Source organism: Enterovibrio sp. FF113 (assembly GCF_041439165.1).
Lineage (GTDB): Bacteria > Pseudomonadota > Gammaproteobacteria > Enterobacterales > Vibrionaceae > Enterovibrio > Enterovibrio norvegicus_A.
In genome coordinates this window covers 99,593-118,122 of record NZ_JBGONO010000010.1, presented here as the reverse complement: position 1 = coordinate 118,122, position 18,530 = coordinate 99,593, and the positions used below count along the sequence as shown (strand labels likewise).

General features: G+C 47.4%; 16 protein-coding genes, 1 pseudogene and 1 other annotated feature. Of the genes and pseudogenes, 7 read left to right on the top strand and 10 right to left on the bottom strand.

Features of this window, described 5'->3' with window-relative positions; genetic code table 11:
* Window positions 1-69 precede the first annotated feature (69 nt).
* The 8 genes and pseudogenes from trpA to ACED36_RS09955 all read right to left on the bottom strand — a co-directional run bounded on the left by trpA (window position 70) and on the right by ACED36_RS09955 (window position 7,097).
* On the bottom strand, window positions 70-891 hold the full coding sequence (trpA, locus tag ACED36_RS09990; protein WP_017007381.1) for a tryptophan synthase subunit alpha: 822 nt from the start codon (window positions 889-891) through the stop codon (window positions 70-72).
* Window positions 891-2,081: a tryptophan synthase subunit beta gene (gene trpB, locus ACED36_RS09985; RefSeq protein ID WP_016961312.1), complete on the bottom strand. Its 1,191-nt coding sequence runs from the start codon at window positions 2,079-2,081 to the stop codon at window positions 891-893. The genes trpA and trpB overlap by 1 nt, the downstream gene beginning before the upstream one ends.
* Window positions 2,082-2,090: 9 nt before the next feature.
* Window positions 2,091-3,458: a bifunctional indole-3-glycerol-phosphate synthase TrpC/phosphoribosylanthranilate isomerase TrpF gene (gene trpCF, locus ACED36_RS09980; protein ID WP_371733189.1), complete on the bottom strand. Its 1,368-nt coding sequence runs from the start codon at window positions 3,456-3,458 to the stop codon at window positions 2,091-2,093.
* Window positions 3,458-4,459: an anthranilate phosphoribosyltransferase gene (trpD, locus tag ACED36_RS09975; protein WP_371733188.1), complete on the bottom strand. Its 1,002-nt coding sequence runs from the start codon at window positions 4,457-4,459 to the stop codon at window positions 3,458-3,460. Before trpD ends, trpCF begins: the two co-directional genes overlap by 1 nt.
* 26 nt (window positions 4,460-4,485) lie before the next feature.
* A complete protein-coding gene (locus ACED36_RS09970; RefSeq protein ID WP_016961315.1) occupies window positions 4,486-5,085 on the bottom strand; it encodes an aminodeoxychorismate/anthranilate synthase component II in 600 nt (199 codons plus the stop codon).
* The gene (locus ACED36_RS09965; protein ID WP_371733187.1) at window positions 5,082-6,665 is read right to left on the bottom strand and encodes an anthranilate synthase component 1; all 1,584 of its coding nucleotides are present in this window, start codon (window positions 6,663-6,665) and stop codon (window positions 5,082-5,084) included. Before ACED36_RS09965 ends, ACED36_RS09970 begins: the two co-directional genes overlap by 4 nt.
* A pseudogene (locus ACED36_RS09960) lies at window positions 6,662-6,937 on the bottom strand (3-deoxy-7-phosphoheptulonate synthase); the annotation flags it as partial. The pseudogene ACED36_RS09960 and the gene ACED36_RS09965, both read right to left, overlap by 4 nt.
* 31 nt (window positions 6,938-6,968) lie before the next feature.
* Window positions 6,969-7,097: a hypothetical protein gene (locus tag ACED36_RS09955; RefSeq protein WP_017004143.1), complete on the bottom strand. Its 129-nt coding sequence runs from the start codon at window positions 7,095-7,097 to the stop codon at window positions 6,969-6,971.
* Between the two features lie 70 nt (window positions 7,098-7,167).
* Window positions 7,168-7,262, bottom strand: a sequence feature (Trp leader region).
* A gap of 122 nt (window positions 7,263-7,384) precedes the next feature.
* Here ACED36_RS09955 and ACED36_RS09950 point away from each other — a divergent pair.
* From ACED36_RS09950 to rluB, 3 genes are all read left to right on the top strand, one after another.
* Entirely contained in the window at window positions 7,385-8,251 is an 867-nt protein-coding gene (locus ACED36_RS09950; RefSeq protein WP_016961319.1) for a PHP domain-containing protein, read from the top strand.
* On the top strand, window positions 8,248-8,868 hold the full coding sequence (locus ACED36_RS09945; protein ID WP_017004142.1) for an L-threonylcarbamoyladenylate synthase: 621 nt from the start codon (window positions 8,248-8,250) through the stop codon (window positions 8,866-8,868). Before ACED36_RS09950 ends, ACED36_RS09945 begins: the two co-directional genes overlap by 4 nt.
* A gap of 195 nt (window positions 8,869-9,063) precedes the next feature.
* Window positions 9,064-10,161 (top strand): 23S rRNA pseudouridine(2605) synthase RluB, encoded by a 1,098-nt coding sequence (gene rluB / locus ACED36_RS09940; protein WP_016961321.1) that lies wholly within the window; start codon window positions 9,064-9,066, stop codon window positions 10,159-10,161.
* Between the two features lie 68 nt (window positions 10,162-10,229).
* On the opposite strand, the gene ACED36_RS09935 is transcribed toward rluB, so the two are convergent.
* Window positions 10,230-10,970: a YciK family oxidoreductase gene (locus tag ACED36_RS09935; protein WP_017004141.1), complete on the bottom strand. Its 741-nt coding sequence runs from the start codon at window positions 10,968-10,970 to the stop codon at window positions 10,230-10,232.
* Between the two features lie 217 nt (window positions 10,971-11,187).
* Between ACED36_RS09935 and sohB the strand changes: the two genes are divergently transcribed.
* The 3 genes from sohB to ACED36_RS09920 all read left to right on the top strand — a co-directional run bounded on the left by sohB (window position 11,188) and on the right by ACED36_RS09920 (window position 15,056).
* The gene (sohB, locus tag ACED36_RS09930) at window positions 11,188-12,246 is read left to right on the top strand and encodes a protease SohB (protein ID WP_016961323.1); all 1,059 of its coding nucleotides are present in this window, start codon (window positions 11,188-11,190) and stop codon (window positions 12,244-12,246) included.
* 8 nt (window positions 12,247-12,254) lie between these two features.
* On the top strand, window positions 12,255-12,668 hold the full coding sequence (locus ACED36_RS09925) for a DUF805 domain-containing protein (RefSeq protein ID WP_016961324.1): 414 nt from the start codon (window positions 12,255-12,257) through the stop codon (window positions 12,666-12,668).
* A gap of 363 nt (window positions 12,669-13,031) precedes the next feature.
* On the top strand, window positions 13,032-15,056 hold the full coding sequence (locus tag ACED36_RS09920) for an acyltransferase family protein (protein WP_016961325.1): 2,025 nt from the start codon (window positions 13,032-13,034) through the stop codon (window positions 15,054-15,056).
* A gap of 146 nt (window positions 15,057-15,202) precedes the next feature.
* Here the strand turns inward: ACED36_RS09920 and ACED36_RS09915 are convergent, their stop codons facing one another.
* Window positions 15,203-15,457 (bottom strand): YciN family protein, encoded by a 255-nt coding sequence (locus tag ACED36_RS09915; protein ID WP_371733186.1) that lies wholly within the window; start codon window positions 15,455-15,457, stop codon window positions 15,203-15,205.
* A gap of 404 nt (window positions 15,458-15,861) precedes the next feature.
* Here ACED36_RS09915 and topA point away from each other — a divergent pair, with 404 nt between their 5' ends.
* Window positions 15,862-18,483, top strand: coding sequence for a type I DNA topoisomerase (topA, locus tag ACED36_RS09910; protein WP_371733185.1), 2,622 nt, complete (start codon window positions 15,862-15,864; stop codon window positions 18,481-18,483).
* The last annotated feature ends 47 nt before the right edge of the window (window positions 18,484-18,530 follow it).

Here is an 18,530-nt window from a genome sequence, read left to right as displayed (position 1 = left end):
TAAGGCCTCTACATAGAAAAAAGCCAGCGTAACGCTGGCCTTGGGAGTAAACGTGGGTACTTGGTTTGGTTATTTAACGGTAGCGGCTTTCATGCTAACCACAAACTCGCCCAATTCTTTAAGCATATTGTCATGGTCATCAACATTACGTTCGATAATTTTGACCACGGCAGAGCCTGAAATTGCACCCGCTGCGCCGTTAGAAATCGCTTCTTTGACTTGTGCGGGTTCGGAAATACCGAAACCAAGCAGAGGGCGTGGCGCACCAAAGGCTGATAGCTGATCAATCAGGTGATCAATAGGCTTGCCTGCTTTGGTTTCTGCGCCAGTGACACCAGCACGAGAAAGTAGGTAGGTATAACCACCACCTAGCTCAGAAATGGTTTTCAGTGTTTCTTCGTTGGCGTTAGGCGGTGCGATGAAAATCGCGTGAACGCCATACTTGGCAGCAGACACACGAAACTCTTCAGATTCCCCCGCTGGCACATCAGCAATCAACACTGAATCCACACCTGAATCGGCACATTTTGCATAGAAGTTGTCGATACCGTTTGCGAACACGAGGTTGGCATACATCAACAGACCCATCGGAATGTCTGGATGGTTTGCACGAACTTGGCGAAGAATATCAAAACAGTTGTCAGGTGTTGTGCCTGACTCCAATGCGCGAATCGCTGCGCCTTGAATGGTTGGGCCATCAGCCAGTGGATCTGAGAAGGGAATACCCAGTTCAAGTGCGTCTGCGCCGTTTGCAACCAGTGTTTCAATCACCTTTAAAGATTGCTCAGGGGTTGGATCGCCAATGGTCACGAAAGGAACGAAAGCGCCTTCACCCTTGGCATCTAATTTTTCAAACATCGCTTCATAGCGGTGAGACAAGGTGGCAGCCATTACATCACTCCTTTTTCTTTCAAAATGTCGTGCACGGTGAAGATGTCCTTGTCACCACGACCGGACAAGTTAACCACGAGCAGTTGTTCTTTTTCTGGGTTTTCGCGAGCCATTTTTAGCGCATAGGCTAAGGCGTGTGCGGATTCCAGCGCAGGAATTATCCCTTCGTGACGGGCCAATTCTTGGAATGCGTCCATTGCTTCGTCATCGGTGATGGCAACATAGTTAGCACGACCAATTGCGTTCAAATGGGCGTGCTGAGGGCCAACGGATGGAAAGTCGAGACCCGCAGAGATGGAATAAGACTCTTCAACCTGACCGTTTGGATCTTGCATCAACGGGGATTTCATTCCGAAGAAAATGCCCAACTTGCCGTGTTTGAGTGGAGCGCCATGTTGGTCTGTATCAAGCCCTAAACCTGCAGGTTCCACGCCAATCAGGCCGACATCTGTATCTTCGATAAAATCAGCGAACATGCCGATGGCATTTGAGCCGCCACCGACACAGGCGATCAAGTGGTCAGGCAGACGGCCTTCTCTTTCTAGAATTTGCTGCTTGGTTTCTTCACCAATCATCTTCTGAAATTCACGCACGATAGTCGGAAAAGGGTGAGGGCCAGCTGCGGTGCCGAGCAGGTAGTGAGCGTCTTCATAACTTGCAGACCAATCACGCAATGCTTCGTTACAGGCATCTTTCAGTGTTGAAGAGCCAGAATGTACTGGAATCACTTCCGCACCCATCAGCTTCATGCGAAACACGTTTGGACTTTGACGTTCAACGTCTTTTGCGCCCATGTATACACGGCATTTCAAATCAAGCAGAGCACATGCAAGTGCTGTTGCCACACCGTGCTGACCTGCGCCTGTTTCAGCGATGATTTCTTTCTTACCCATGCGCTTTGCAAGCAAGGCCTGACCAAGCACCTGATTGGTTTTGTGCGCACCACCGTGAAGAAGGTCTTCACGTTTCAAGTAAAGCTTGGTTTTGGTGCCTTTGGTCAAGTTACGCGTTAGGGTTAGCGCTGTAGGGCGACCTGCATACTCTTCCAAAAGACCGATAAATTCTTCCTGAAATTCAGGATCGCTTTGTGCATCGATAAACGCTTGTTCTAGCTGGTCCAGCGCGGGTACCAGGATCTGTGGTACATACTGACCACCAAATTCGCCGAAGTAGGCATTCAACTTAGTCATAACAGTCCTTTAGTAATCTCTAAGCGCTGAAAATGCAGCGTCCAATTTTTGTTGATCTTTAACACCCGGCGTACTTTCTACACCTGAGTTGAAGTCGAGTCCTGCGCAGCCTAGTGCTGCGGCTTCTTTGGCGTTGTCACCTGACAGACCGCCAGCGATCATCAGAGTCTCGCGTTGATCTTGTGGGATCAGCGACCAATCAAACTGCTTACCGGTGCCGCCGCTTTGTGTGCCAATACGGCTGTCCAACAGATTGCGGTCTGCACCTGCTTCTAGCGTCGGCGCTTTGTCGCTGACGCCATGGGCTTTCCAAATTTGTGTTTCTTTCGGCAATGTCTCGCGCAGCTTGTCGATGTAGTCGCTGTTTTCTTCACCATGAAGCTGCACAGCGGCTAACTTCAACGCTTTTGCTGTGTCTGCCACATGGTCAACGTCGTGATTTTGGAAAACACCAACGTAATCTAACGGTGCGCCTTCTATGACTTTGCGTGCCGCTTCAAGGTCAACGTAACGCGGAGATTTCTCGACGAATATCAGGCCGCCATAATTGGCGAACGAGTCATAAGCCGCTTTGGCATCTGCTGGTTGAGTCAGGCCGCAGACTTTGTTGTCGCCATAAAGTACGCGTCGAGCTGCTTGTTCAACATCGTCTTCACTCATCAGCGAACTACCAATCAAAAAGCCGTTTGCAAACGGTGCCAATTCACGTACTTGCTGGTGGGTGTAGATACCGGATTCAGAAATCACAATGCAATCTTCTGGCAGGCGAGGCGACAGTTCCTTGGTACGGTTTAAATCGATGCTTAGATCGCGCAAGTTGCGATTGTTAATGCCAACCACTTTCGCTTTTAGCGCAATGGCACGTTCCAGTTCTTCTTCGTTGCTGACTTCCGTTAGCACACCCAGTTTAAGTTTATGAGCGAGTGCTGACAGTTCGCGGTATTCGTTGTCATTCAGCACAGACAGCATCAACAAAATGGCATCGGCTTGATGGAAGCGCGCAAGGTAAACTTGGTAAGCGTCTACCATGAAATCTTTACACAAAACGGGGCAAGGCACCTGACCGCGGACTTGTGGCAGAAAGTCGAAGTTACCTTGAAAGTACTTTTCGTCTGTCAGGACAGAAATCGCTGCGGCATGGTTGCCGTATACGCTAGCGATGTAATCCAAGTCGAAATCATCGCGTATCAGGCCTTTTGACGGCGAGGCTTTTTTGCACTCCAAGATGAACTTTGCTGGTTTTCCTGACAGTGCATCATAAAAGCTGCGATCACTGGGAACCACATCATTGATGAAGCTCTCAAGCGGCTGTACCGCCTTGCGCGCCTCAATCCAAATACGTTTATCCGCAACAATTTTTGCTAGTACCGTTTCCATTAGTTGCTCCGTGACGCAAGTTGCTGAACAAGTTCGAAAGGTTTTCCGCTGCGCATCACATCCAGTGCTTTTTGCGTGTTGGCTTTCAGATCTTCCTGTCCGAAGAGGCGCAGTAACATTGCCACGTTAACGGCAACAGCACTTTGTTGTGCTTCGGTACCTTTGCCTTGAAGGATCTGTGTGATGATTTCTCGGTTTTCTTCTGGCGTACCCCCTTCAATGGATTTGAGAGGGTGAGTGTTAACGCCAAAATCTTCCGGTGTCAGTGTGTATTCGGTGATAACGCCATCTTTAATTTCTGCCACGGTGGTTTCACCGTGAATCGCGACTTCATCAAGCCCGCTGCCATGAACAACGGCTGCGCGTTTCAGACCAAGGGTTTTGATGGTTTCTGCAATCGGTCTTACGAGGGCTTTGTCATACACACCCATTAACTCCAGCGTTGGTTTTGCAGGGTTAATCAATGGGCCTAACAAATTAAAGATGGTGCGTGTTTTCATGGTTTGACGAACAGGCATCGCGTGACGTACACCGCTATGGTATTGCGGAGCGAACAAGAAGCACACGCCCAAGTCGTCTAACGCGCCACGTGCCGTCTCGGGGCTCATGGCCAAATCAATGCCAAAAGCGTCAAGCAAGTCAGAAGAACCTGATTTACTGGATACGCCGCGGTTACCGTGCTTGGCCACTTTCACCCCACAGGCTGCCGCAACAAAGGCGGCTGTGGTGGAAATGTTGATGGAGTTCGAGCCGTCACCACCCGTGCCAACGATGTCAGCGAAATCATATTCTGGCGATGGGAATGGGTTTGCATTTTCGGTTAGTGCAGAAGCCGCGCCCGCGATTTCGTCTGGCGTTTCACCTTTAATTTTTAGTGACGTTAATGTTGCAGCCAACAGGATAGGGTCCATTTCACCTTTGATGATGGTGTCGAACAGCTGATGGCTTTCTTCACGAGACAGAGATTCTTGTTCGTAAAGCTTATTAATAATTGCGTCCATGTTTACTCTCCTTGTCCTGTCGTCCATCAGCGTGGCTTTGTCGCCCAGTTGATTGTATTTGTCAGAAGGTCTGCGCCTTTTGTTGTCAAAATTGATTCTGGGTGGAATTGAAAACCCACCACGCGATCAGCGTCGTTCACAACCGCCATGACTAAGCCTTCCACATCCGCGATAACATCGAGCGAATCAGGCACCTTGGTCGCGACCAGTGAGTGGTAACGCGCAATGGTCAATGGGCTCTCAATGTTACCAAACACGGCATGTGCGTTATGTGTCATCTGGGATGCTTTACCGTGAACAATGTCACCTGCGCCAGCAACTACGCCGCCATAGGCTTCAGTGATAGCTTGCTGTCCTAGGCATATGCCTATCATTGGCACACGGCCTTTGAGCTTCAAAATAAGAGCGGGCATACAACCTGCTTCTGATGGTGCGCCTGGGCCGGGTGACAACACAACAACCGGATTTTCTAGCTCAGACAGAGCTTGTTCTATCTGATCAGCCGACAGGCTATTGCGGTAAATAGTGACTGGGTAACCGAGTGAGCGGAATTGATCCACCAAGTTGTAAGTGAAAGAGTCGAAATTATCGACCAGCACGATGTGTGCGTTAACGGGCTGACTCATGCCTGCTCTCCTTGGTGGGCGACTTGAATCGCAGTGAGTACCGCTTGCGCTTTACCTCGGGTTTCATCGGCTTCTGCTTGAGGAATGGAGTCAAATACCACGCCTGCGCCTGCTTGAACCTGTGCGATGCCATCTTCAACATAGGCTGAGCGGATCACGATGCAGGTATCCATGTCACCATGACCGGTGAGATAGCCGACTGCGCCACCGTAACTGCCGCGACGGCTTTTCTCGAACTGGCGAATTAATTGCATCGCGCGAATTTTCGGAGCGCCTGTTAGCGTGCCCATATTCATGCAGGCTTGATAGGCATGCAGGGCATCCAAATCGTTACGCAGCTGTCCCACAACACGTGAGACCAGATGCATCACATGGCTATAGCGGTCGACTTTTAGCAGGTCTGCCACATAGCGGGTTCCTGGCTCGCTGATACGTGCAACGTCATTTCGTGCCAAATCAACCAACATCATGTGCTCGGCGTTTTCTTTGATGTCGTTACGAAGCTCAAGCTCTATACGGCCATCAAGATCAAGATTGATTGAGCCATCAGTATTTTTGCCACGCGGGCGAGTCCCTGCAATCGGGTAGATCTCGACTTGGTTCGTGTCTTTGCTGTATTTCAGTGCACTCTCAGGCGAAGCGCCAAACAAGGTGAAGTCGGTGTCATGCATGTAGAACATGTAAGGACTTGGGTTACCTTGTTTGAGTTTCAAATATGCATTGAGTGGGGAAGGGCAAGGCAGGGTGAAACGACGGCTTGGCACCACCTGAAACACGTCACCTTTGATCACATATTGTTTTAGTTCATCAACCGCAGCGCAGAAATCTTTATCACTGACAGATACGGTGAGGTTTGAGGTTTCTAATACCTCGGCTTTTGGCATCGGTGATGGATTGATGCAGCTTTCTTTGATGGCTTGAAGTCGTCGGCTTAAATCGTAATAGGTTTCGGCGTTTTCACTGCCACCAAACTGCGTGCCTTGAAGTGTGGCATGACGTCGCTGGTGGTCAATAACCAATAAGGTTTCTGCTACATAAAACAGATAGTCAGAGCAGTTGTTTCCGCGTTCTACCTTAGGCAGCGGCTCGAACTGAGCAACGAGATCGTAGGCAAACAGGCCGCCAATCATTAATGCTTGGTCTGGATGTCCATCAAGATTAAAGGCGTGTTGTACGATACGCAGTGCATCAAACGGTGAAGGTTGGCGCAAACGTGCGTCTTCATCTAACGTGCGGTTCTCTTGCGCGAAGTGAAGCAAGAGTAAATCATCAGTACGTGACGATTCAATGTCGAGACCTTGCTTGGAAAGCTCAGCCTCAACGGCGCTCAGTACATTTCTGCCATTTTTGGTTTTAGCTTCTAACTCAACCGTTCGTCCACGGCAGACAATGCGCACAGCGGCATCGATCAGCATAAGGCTTTTCAGGTCTTGCTTGGAATCAACCTCGGCGGATTCGAGTAATAGGCTATAGGGACGATCTTGGCAGACCGTCGCATACAATTCAGTTGGAGCGGCGACGTATGGCACATCCAGGCTCAATACATCGAGTTCGCCTTGTTTTAAAGCGTGATTTTTCACAGCGTTCTCCCTGCTGCTTCTACAAAAGGTTTTAGTTCCTGCATAAGTTGCGCAAACATGCTTCCGGTGAGCGCTTGATGTCCGTCTGACAGCGCTTCCGCTGAGTTGAGGTGACGACAATGCTGGATATCAGCGATTGTATTGATATCAACGATGTTGCGGGTTGTCGTTTCAAACGTTCGAATGCCGCGCCCATGCAAAATAATGTTTGTGTTACCAGTGTCATAGATATAATTAGTGGCTTGCATCAATCCCTCGATAGTGGCGGAAAGTCAACGTATTAACAAGGCTGGGTTGCCATTTTTACTCACTGCTTTTTACCATCAGTGCGACGCTCAGCATGAAAGGCGTCTTTAGGTTACTTTGTTCATTCTTACCGAGCGCCGTTTTTGGTTCTGGCTCAGTGGCTTGGGGTTTTAATACGATGATCATGCTAAAAGTCCTTTCTGTGCCGCCACCTTCGGTAAGGTGCTCAATTCATGCTGGGTGGTCAAAAAAAGGGACAAAAAAACCCGCGTTAGGCGGGTTTGGTGACGTCTTTCTTTTGGTTATCACTCATCACACCGCCTGTTAATAGGAGTGCCACCACCAGTTAATCAGTGCTGTTTGTTGAATGAGGTTATGCTGTACCATGAAGACGTAATCCATTTGAATAAGTAATCGTGTACTAGTTAACTAGTGTATGACGGTAAAGTCAAGCAACGAATTGAAGAAAAGTCATGCTATTTGATCTACACAGCCACACCACTGCGTCCGACGGACGCTTCAGCCCTGAAGATCTCGTGAAACGCGCTGTTGATTTTCGTGTCAATGTGCTCGCAATAACTGATCACGATACCACTGCGGGTTTGGCTCCTGCGAAAGCTGCCGTGGCAAAGCATGGGCTCCCTTTGCATATCGTCAATGGCATCGAGATATCGACCGTTTGGGAAAACAAAGATATCCATGTTGTGGGCTTAAATATCGACCCTGAAGCGCCAGAATTGGTTGCTTTGATTAATGCTCAAGCCATTCGTCGTGAAGCGCGCGCGGAATTAATCGCGGATCGTCTCGACAAGCAAGGTATGCCCGGTGCACTGGCAGGTTCGAAAGCGTTAGCGGGTGATGTATCACTGACTCGTGCTCATTTTGCACGCTGGATGGTTGAGCAAGGACACGTAAAAACCATGCAGGCGGTATTCAAGAAGTATCTTACGCGTGGTAACCCCGGTTATGTGCCACCGAACTGGTGCACGATAGACGAAGCGGTTGACGTTATTCACAAAGCGGGTGGTCAGGCCGTGATTGCGCATCCAGGTCGGTATAAACTCTCGGCCAAATGGTTGAAACGTCTACTTCAAACCTTTGCTGATGCTGGCGGAGATGGAATGGAAATCGCTCAACCGCAACAATCACCGAATGAACGTCGCCTATTGGGTGATTATGCCATTCAATTTGGGCTTGCTGGCTCCCAAGGTTCTGATTTCCATTACCCTTCTCCATGGCTAGAATTAGGGCGTAACTTATACTTACCGAAAGGTTGTTCGGAAATCTGGGAATCTTGGACGTTGCCGACGTTAGAAGTGCCCGTAAAGGAGGAAGTATGAGCCAATTTTTTTATGTGCATCCTGAAAATCCACAAGCGCGCTTGATCACTCAAGCCGTCGCTATTGTTCGCAATGGCGGTGTCATTGTTTATCCGACCGATTCTGGTTATGCCTTGGGCTGTCAGTTGGAAAACAAGATGGCGTTGGAGCGTATTTGCCGAATTCGTCGTTTGGATGATAAGCACAACTTCACCTTGCTGTGTCGGGATCTGTCAGAACTTTCGCTCTATGCGCGTGTTGATAACACTGCATATCGATTGATTCGTAATAATACGCCTGGTCGTTATACCTTCATTTTGAAGGCGACCAAGGAAGTGCCGCGCCGTTTAATGAATCCGAAACGTAAAACCATTGGTATTCGCGTGCCGGATAACCAAATTGCGTTGGATCTGTTGGAAGCCATGGGTGAACCGATTATGTCCACCTCGCTTATTCTGCCGGGCAATGATTTTACGGAGTCAGATCCTGAAGCTATTCGCGATCAGCTTGAGCATGCCGTTGATTGCATCTTGAACGGCGGATTTATGGGTGAGCAACCGACTACGGTGATTGATTTCAGTGATGATAAGCCTGAAATTCTCCGTCGTGGTACAGGTGATACCAGTCCATTCGAATAAGCTTGTATCTCTACTTCTAAGCGGTGGAGGTCAATCGGTCACACTGCAACGCAATATTTCCAGTGATGGCGGAGAGTAGTAACGAAATCCCGTGGTGTATTTGTGCCTATTTTGGCATAATACGCCGTTGCCTCTTTTTTGAGGCGTTTCTTTCCGACATCGACGCCTGTGAAGGCGACAGTAAGGTAAACGTAAATGAGTGAAAAATTACAGAAGGTGTTAGCCCGTGCAGGTCTCGGTTCTCGTCGTGAGATCGAAACCCTGATTCAAGAAGGTCGCGTCAGCATTAATGGTCTTGTTGCCAAGCTGGGTGATCGTCTCGATGACGTCAACGCTAACATTCGTGTTGACGGGCACAGTGTACAGGTAGCTGCGCCTTCTGAACTTGTGTGCCGTGTAATGGCATACAACAAACCAGAAGGTGAGTTGTGCACACGCAGCGACCCTGAAGGTCGTCGTACCGTTTTTGATCGTCTCCCGAAACTAAATGGTGCCCGTTGGGTGGCCGTGGGTCGTTTGGATGCGAATACATCAGGCTTGATGCTGTTCACCACTGATGGTGAATTGGCGAACCGTTTGATGCACCCAAGCCGTCAAGTACAACGTGAATACATGGTTCGCGTGTTTGGCGACGTCAACGAGCAGATGGTGAAGAATCTGGTTCGTGGTGTTCAGCTTGAGGATGGCGAAGCGCGTTTTGAAGATATTCAATACGCAGGTGGCGAAGGTTCCAACCACACATTCTATGTTGTGATCACTGAAGGCCGTAACCGCGAGGTTCGTCGTCTTTGGGAAACACAAGGTGTGACGGTAAGCCGCCTGAAGCGTGTACGCTACGGTGACATCTACTTGAACAAAGAGCTACCTCGCGGCGGCTGGATGGAACTTGAACTGGATAACGTTAACTACCTGCGTGAAATGGTGGAATTGCGTCCAGAGAAAGAAACCATGATCACGGTAGAAGCGCAGAAGCGTAAAGCACGTGGTCAGAAGATCCGTCGTGCAGTGCGTCGTCACGAAGAGCGTGTTGAATCAAATGAAACACGTAAGCCTCGTCGTGGTGGTCCGTCAGCGAAACCGGTGCAAGGTAATAAACCTGCTCAAGGCGGAAAGCCAGCACAGGGTCAAGGTCGACCAGCGTCAGGTAAGCCTGCTCAGGGTAAGCCAGGCCAAGGTAAACCAGCTCAAGGTAAACGCGGCAACGGTCGTCCGGGGGGGAATGCAACTCCGAACCGTGGTGGTCAATCGTCTTCTCGCCAGAAGCCTCAGGGCGGAAAACGCCAAGGGCGTTAAGCAAGAAAATATTGATATTAAAAAGCCAGCAGAGATGCTGGCTTTTTTGTGCCTGTTTTCTAGCCCGATTACTTAGGCTGCGCGTCGATGCACTGACCGTTAACGTCAATGCCTTCTGGCGCCATTAGGTAAAGGTACAGAGGCATAATATCCAGTGGTGATTTCAGTTTGCTTGCTTCTTCCGCAGGAAACGCAGAGGCGCGCATTTTTGTGCGTGTACCACCTGGGTTTATCGCATTCACTTTCACACTGGTGTTGCTCAACTCATCCGCCAACACTTGCATCATGCCTTCGGTGGCAAACTTCGACATTGCGTATGCGCCCCAGAATGCTCGCCCAGCGTGTCCCACGGTAGATGTTGTAAACACCAGGCGCGCGTCGTCTGATTTTTGCAGCAAAGGCATTAATGCTTGGGTCATCAGAAAAGTGGCTTTAACATTCACCTGCATCACTTCATCAAAGGCTTTTTCTTCGATCTGATCGAAAGGACTCAATACACCTAGCATGCCTGCATTGTGGAGCACACCGTCAATACGGCCGAATTGCTGCTCAATGGTGTCAACCATATCCAGATAATGCTGACGAGTGGCTCCTAGCATATCTAGCGGGATAATCGCGGGTTGAGGGAAGCCTGCGGTCTCAATTTCGTCATAGACGCTCTCTAGCTTCTTTACTGTGCGTCCTAGCAGAATAACGGTTGCACCATGTTGCGCGTAACTGAGTGCGGCTTGTCGGCCTATGCCATCACCTGCGCCAGTCACCAGAATGACTTTACCGTCTAATGCGTTGGCTGCTACTTGATACTCCACGTTACAATATTCCTTTTTATCTTCGGCGTTGCTGCCTGTTAATCTCAATGCCTGTTACTCGATCCGCGACCGCGTTTCGCTTCGGCTAAACTGCATTGTAAGATGGCAAACCTGTAATAAACAACACTCGAATACAAAGAAAACGACACCGAACTTGCACTTTGCGGGTAGTTGTTTAGTAGAATGGGAACATATAACTATAAATGAGGAATACAGTTTGGAATTCTTGCTTGATTACGGCCTGTTTTTAGCAAAGATACTGACGTTTGTCGTTGCAGTCATCGTGGTGCTGATTATCGCAAAAAGCGCTGGTGGCAAACAGGGTCAGAAAGGGGAGCTAGAAATTACGAACCTGACTGAAAAGCATAAAGATTTAATCCATTCTATGGAGTCTTATCTTTATGATGAAACGGCACTGAAAGCGCGAGATAAAGCGGATAAAAAAGCGGAAAAAGCGAAAGCAAAAGAAGCGAAAGCAGAAGCAAAGAAAATGACCGATTCCGTGTCATTGGAATCAAGCCGTAAACCGCATGTATTCGTGCTGGATTTCAAGGGCAGTATTGATGCTCGCGAAGTCACGGCATTGCGTGAAGAAGTCACGGCCATTTTGTCTGTCGCCAAAGAAGGTGATGAAGTGCTGGTGCGTCTCGAAAGTGGCGGCGGTATGGTGCATGCTTATGGCTTGGCGTCTTCTCAGCTTGATCGCATTAAACAAGCGGGTATTTCTCTTACTGCATCCGTTGATAAAGTGGCGGCGAGTGGCGGTTATATGATGGCATGTGTAGCGGATAAAATTATTGCCGCACCGTTTGCTGTTGTCGGTTCAATTGGTGTTATTGCACAGTTGCCAAATTTTAATAAACTACTTAAAAAACATGATATTGAATTTGAACAACTGACGGCGGGTGAGTTTAAGCGCACCCTCACCATGTTTGGTGAAAACACAGACAAAGCGCGCGAGAAATTCATGGGCGAGCTGGAAGAAACCCACACGCTATTTAAAGATTTCATTGCTGATCACCGCCCATCACTTGAGCTAGAAAAAGTGGCGACAGGTGAACACTGGTTTGGTAATCAAGCATTGCCTTTAGGCTTGATTGATAGCATTGGAACCAGTGATGACTATCTGGTGTCTGCAGTAAAAGAGAAAGACGTTTTGAGCGTGCGTTACGTTCAACGTAAAAAGCTCGCTGAGAAACTGGCTGGAGCCTCAGCAGAAGCGGCAGATCGTCTGCTGCTGAAGTGGATCAGTCGTGGTCAGCGACCAATCGTTTAGGAGTTGAAATGAACAACCAAAAGTGGGCGTTGTTTTCGTTCGAAGGCCGAATGAGACGCCGTGATTATTGGCTATACAGTGTGCCTGTACTTGTCATGGTGTTGCCAACTTTCTTTTATCAAGGCGGTCATGTAGTGCTAGATGCACTTTCAATCGCGATTTCGTTATTTGCGATTTATGCATCAGTTGCGCTCAATATCAAACGCTTGAAAGACAGAAATAAAAGTCCTTGGTGGCTTGTTGTGACTTTTTTGCCGTTAATTGGTCCTATCTTCGCCTTGGTCGAACTGGGTATTCTAGATGGCACTCCGGGCCCGAATCAGTTCGGTCCCGATCCGAAAGGTCGCGGAGATAAATCCGATCAGGGCGGTAATTCTGTCCGAGAAGACAAAGAAAAAGATACCGCAGTATTTGAGGGTTAACTCCAAAACTTGGTATTATTGATGAGTCGACTGAGGGCTAGATGCTCAGTCGACTTTTTGTTTATGTCACTTTTAGCTTATATCAGGGTAGTTATGAGCTGAAAATGATTTTTGAATCCGCATCTGAGCAAAAGCTCACATCATGTGGATATTGGTGATTCGAGCTGCAGCGATCCTTGATCGTAGAGAATATCACTACAAGGAAATGCTTTACCAAAACGAGTAATGCGGGCACCAATTATTGCTTAGCGCGACCTTGATAAGTACTAGCGAAAGTAGAACCAAAAGTTTTCGTTTCATTGACTTATGTGAAACAAAATTAGCTGAAAGAATCGTTAGTTTAGGTCTAGGTTAAGCGCAGTAATGACAAATATTAAGTATCGTCCAGATGTCGATGGCCTTCGAGCTATTGCAGTATTGCTAGTTATCATTTTTCACTTCAATAAAGAGATTCTCCCTGGTGGTTTTATCGGGGTGGATGTTTTTTTTGTTATTTCTGGGTTTATCATAACCTCAGTTATCTATCCTCAAATGAAGTCGGGAACTTTCTCTTTTTTAAGTTTTTATGAGAGAAGGGTTAAGCGGATATTGCCACTTTTCTATGTTGTGGCGGTTTTAAGCTTAGCTTTTGCATATTTTTTATTCTCACCGAACGATTTTTCGTCATTTTCGGATAGTTTGCGATACTCATCTGTTTTTATTTCGAATGTTTACTTTGAAAAGAATACTGGGTATTTCGCGCCATCGTCTGAAACAATGCCTTTGCTTAACATTTGGTCATTGTCTGTAGAAGAGCAGTTTTATTTTATTTGGCCGATTGTACTACTTCTTTCCTCACGATATATCTCAGGAAAGTTGGCGATGAAGTTGCTAATAACTTCTCTGGCTTTGATGATCGGATATTCTCAATATCTCGCTCTTTCTGAACCATCAGAGGCTTACTTTCTCATTCAAAGCCGTGCTTTCGAGATGTTGATTGGTGCCTCCCTCGCTTTGGCTTTGCATCAGCTAAAGAAAAGAAACATTTTCTATTCATCTTTAGTCTATATTTGTGCGGGTTTTATTGGCATGTTTTTGGTTGTTTTGTCATTGTTAACTATTGACAAAAATGATGTTTTCCCTGGTATCAACGCTGCGGTTGTCTGCTTGGGGGCGGCGTTGATTATTTTTTCCGGAGAAGAAAGGAAAGCGCCGGTCACGAAGATTTTGTCTATGCCAGCCTTGGTTTACCTAGGTAAGTTGTCTTATTCGCTATACTTGTTTCATTGGCCAGTTCAAGCTTTTTATCGATACTATCAGGAGGCGTTTGGTGTTAAAGGCTTTGTCATTTGCTCAGTGCTGACTTTTTTGTTGTCCTATGCAAGCTTTAAATTGATTGAAAATCCTGCCCGACATTTAACTGTCGAAAGAAAATACGTATTTATTGGGTACTTTCTGGTTCCAATTCTTCTTTTTGTTTTTGTTGCCAAAAATATTGAAAAAAATGACGGGTATCCGAGTAGATTCAGCAAGGAGTCAATGGCGCTTTATTATGACTCAGTCTCTAAAATCGAAGCTAATAATGAAGTTAGAAAGCAACTAATGGGCTATGAACCGTTTCGTCCTATGTTGCTCGGAGATCAATCGGTTTCTAAACCTACCGCATTCTTATGGGGAGACTCTCATGCGGAGCACTTTCAATCTTTCGTCGATCAATTAGGCAAGAAGTATCAATTTGGTGCTTTGTACGCGGGACAGGGTGGCTGCCCCCCAATTGCTGCAGGTGGTCGTGTTCGTTTTGGTGAGCTTGAGGAGCATTGTTATAAAACTAACGAACAAGCACTCAAGACGATTTTGGATTCTGATGTTGAGTTTGTTTTTCTTGGTGGGCGTTGGGCGGTTTACACGCAAACGACGTTAGCTGAAAATGAGGCTGGTCGTCATATTTTTCTTGGTGATGAAAGTGATCGTTCCGAATCACTTGAAAACAATCGTCGTGTATTTGATAAAGGATTGGAACAGACCATCGATCTTCTGGTTAAAAATGGGAAAACCCCTATCGTATTTGGTCAAGTGCCGTCTTTTCCGTTCAAGCCAAGTAACTGTTTGGTGAAACGCGCAAACTATCGCTGGGCTGCAAAAGATAATTGTGACGCAGAGTATGAGCCATTTAAACAAAGGTACAGCTATGCGAGCAATCTACTTTTGGATCTTCAAAAAAATTACCCAGAGATGCTTATTATCGATATTCCCAGTTTGGCGTGTAATGGTGAAAAATGCGTGAGCTCCTTGGATGAAAGGCCATTGTATAGCGACAACAATCACATAAACGCAGTGGGCGCAAAAGCTTTCTATGAGACATATATGAGATCTGATGCTTCAGAGGAACTTAAGCAAAAACTAAGCTAATGATCGATTTTGGATATTCAGATTGCCTATGTTTTGGCGCTCATTTGTGAGGCGAGACTTGTCGTTGCTTTGGGCCTATTGAGATGGCTGGGAAGCGAAACAATGCCATTGTGTCATTTCCCAGTGATTTAGAGTCTATTGTTTTTTCACAATGCTTGTTGCAGTGTGTACTGTTTTGATAGTTGGTGAGCGAGATATTTGAACATGTTGAAAACAGCAGTGGTTTTAGGCGTCGGCAATCCGTTGTCGTCCAAAAAATATTCGCCTTTAAAAACCATCACACCTGCTTTTTCTTCCACTGAATGGGTGTGCATACCATCTAGGTAAGCATCGTGTTCTCGGATCATCTTGTTTGCCATGATTAGCAGATCTTCAGTGCTAATCGGTGTTTTCTCAGACATACTTTTCTCGAGTAAAGGGAAAAAGAGCGCCTATTATAGCGTGAGCAGTCTTAAAAGAGGACATGCTTACGAAAGCGTCGAATTGATATGTTTCTAGAACGCATTATGTGAGCCAAGCCAGAAAAATTCGAAGTGAAATGGTAAATGGGTTGGCGTCAATGGTAATGATTAGCGCGCTTGCAAAAGTGAGACTACGCTAACCCTCCGATAAAGTAGGTTTATTGGTTACAAGCCGGTAACAAGTGCGGAAGCTGCGACCAATCGGGGGATTTTAGGAAGAAACTGGTTGATATTCAGATCGACTCGCTCAATATTGTAAATAGCGTCAGTCAGCATGGCATCAAGGTTTTCATGCGATTTGGACTGATAGATTGAATTTTTAACGCGAGGGCGTATTGGTCACTATGGGTAAATCTCTCGTTATCGTGGAGTCCCCGGCAAAGGCAAAAACGATTAATAAATACCTGGGCAAAGACTTCATCGTTAAATCGAGTGTAGGTCATGTTCGGGATCTGCCTACCGGTGCTGCTCAAGGCGGCAAAAAAGCGACGCCTATCTCAACCAAAGGGTTGAGTCCGGAAGAAAAAGAGCGAATTAAGAAAGACAAAGAGAAGAATTCGCTGATCAACAAAATGGGTGTTGATCCTTACCGCAATTGGAAAGCGAACTATCAAGTGCTTCCAGGTAAGGAAAAAGTGGTTTCTGAACTTCAAGCGTTGGCTGAAAAAGCAGATTTTGTTTATCTCGCGACGGATTTGGACCGCGAAGGGGAGGCCATTGCTTGGCACCTGCGGGAACTGATCGGTGGTGATGAAAGCCGTTTTAAACGGGTTGTCTTCAACGAAATTACCCAAAATGCTATCCAGCAAGCGTTCCAAGCGCCTGGTGAACTGAACATGGATGGCGTGAATGCACAGCAAGCACGCCGCTTCCTGGATCGCGTTGTGGGCTTTATGGTGTCGCCGCTTCTTTGGAAGAAAGTGGCACGTGGTTTGTCTGCAGGCCGTGTTCAATCGGTAGCGGTTAAGCTGCTCGTTGAGCGTGAGCACGAAATCAAAGCATTCGTGCCGCAAGAGTATTGGGATATTCACGCCGATACCACAACCGCTAGCCAAAATGTGTTGCGCTTAGTTGTTGCTCAGCAAAACCGTGAAGCGTTCAAGCCATTGAACGAAGCGCAAGCGATGGCGGCAACAGACGCATTGCAAAAAGCGACGTACAAAGTGGTGGATCGTGAAGACCGTCCAACCAGCAGTAAGCCGTCTGCGCCGTTTATTACTTCGACGCTGCAACAAGCGGCAAGTACCCGCATGGGCTTTGGCGTTAAGAAGACCATGATGTTGGCTCAACGTCTGTACGAAGGGGGTTACATTACCTACATGCGTACCGACTCGACCAACTTGAGCCAAGAGGCTGTTGAATCAGCACGTGAATTTATTGGTAGCGAATACGGCGATAAGTATCTGCCATCCGCACCACTCAAATATGGTTCTAAAGGTAATGCTCAGGAAGCGCACGAAGCGATTCGTCCTTCAAGCGTTGACGTGAATGCCGATGATTTGCAGGGCATGGACCCAGATGCTCATCGTCTGTATGACCTGATCTGGCGACAATTCGTTGCGTGTCAAATGACACCAGCAAAATATGATTCGGGCACCATTAGCGTTCAAGCAGGCGAATTTACCCTGAAAGCGAAAGGTCGCACCTTACGTTTTGATGGTTGGACACGTGTACAGCGTCCTATGGGTAAAACCGAAGATACAACGCTTCCACACGTTGATGTGGGCGAGATCTTGACGCTAGATAAGGTTGACCCTAAGCAACACTTCACCAAGCCGCCTGCACGCTTTACAGAAGCCGCATTGGTTAAAGAGCTAGAGAAGCGTGGCATTGGTCGCCCTTCTACTTATGCATCGATCATTTCAACCATTCAAGACCGTGGTTACGTGCGTACTGAACAACGTCGTTTCTATGCTGAAAAGATGGGTGAGATTGTTACCGACCGTCTTGATGACAGCTTTGCTGATTTGATGGATTACGACTTCACTGCGCGAATGGAGGGGAACCTCGATAAAATCGCCATGGGCAGTGAAGACTGGAAACAGGTACTGAACAACTTCTTCAAAGCATTTACGGATGATTTGGGTAAAGCAGAATTGGAAGAAGTTGAAGGCGGCATGAAGCCTAACAGCATCGTCATGACTGACATCGATTGTCCAACCTGTGGTCGCAAGATGGGTATTCGTACCGCATCGACAGGCGTATTCCTTGGTTGTTCAGGCTATCAGTTGCCTCCGAAAGAGCGTTGCAAAACCACCATCAACCTGATGGATGAAGAAGGTATTGTTAACGTACTGGAAGAAGACGTTGAAACCGCTGCGCTTCGCGCCAAAAAACGTTGCCCTAAGTGCGAAACGGCGATGGACGCGTACCTGATTGACAAAGATCGCAAGTTACATGTTTGTGGTAACAACCCAAGCTGTGATGGCTACATTGTCGAGAAAGGTGAGTTTAAGCTCAAGGGTTATGAAGGCCCACTGGTTGAGTGTGACAAGTGTGGTTCCGACATGGTGCTGAAAAACGGCCGCTTCGGTAAGTACATGGGTTGTACCAACGAGACTTGTAAGAACACCCGTAAGATTTTGAAGAACGGCGAAATCGCGCCACCGAAAGAAGATCCGGTGCATTTCCCTGAACTGCCGTGTGAAAACTCAGACGCATACTTTGTGCTTCGTGACGGTGCATCAGGTTTGTTCTTCGCGGCAAGTAACTTCCCTAAATCGCGTGAAACTCGCGCGCCATTAGTTGAAGAACTTGCACGCTTTAAAGATCGCATTCCAGAAAAATATCAGTATCTGGCCGATGCCCCAGCTGAAGATCCAGATGGACGCAAAGCCGTTGTTCGCTTTAGCCGTAAGAGCAAAGAGAACTACGTCCGAACTGAAGAAGATGGTAAACCATCAGGTTGGACTGGTCTGCTGATAGACGGTAAGTGGGAAGTGACGGATAAACGTAAGAAGAAGTAGTATTCGCGCTTGAAGTGCTGAATGTGAAAATTGAGAAGGCAGCCTAG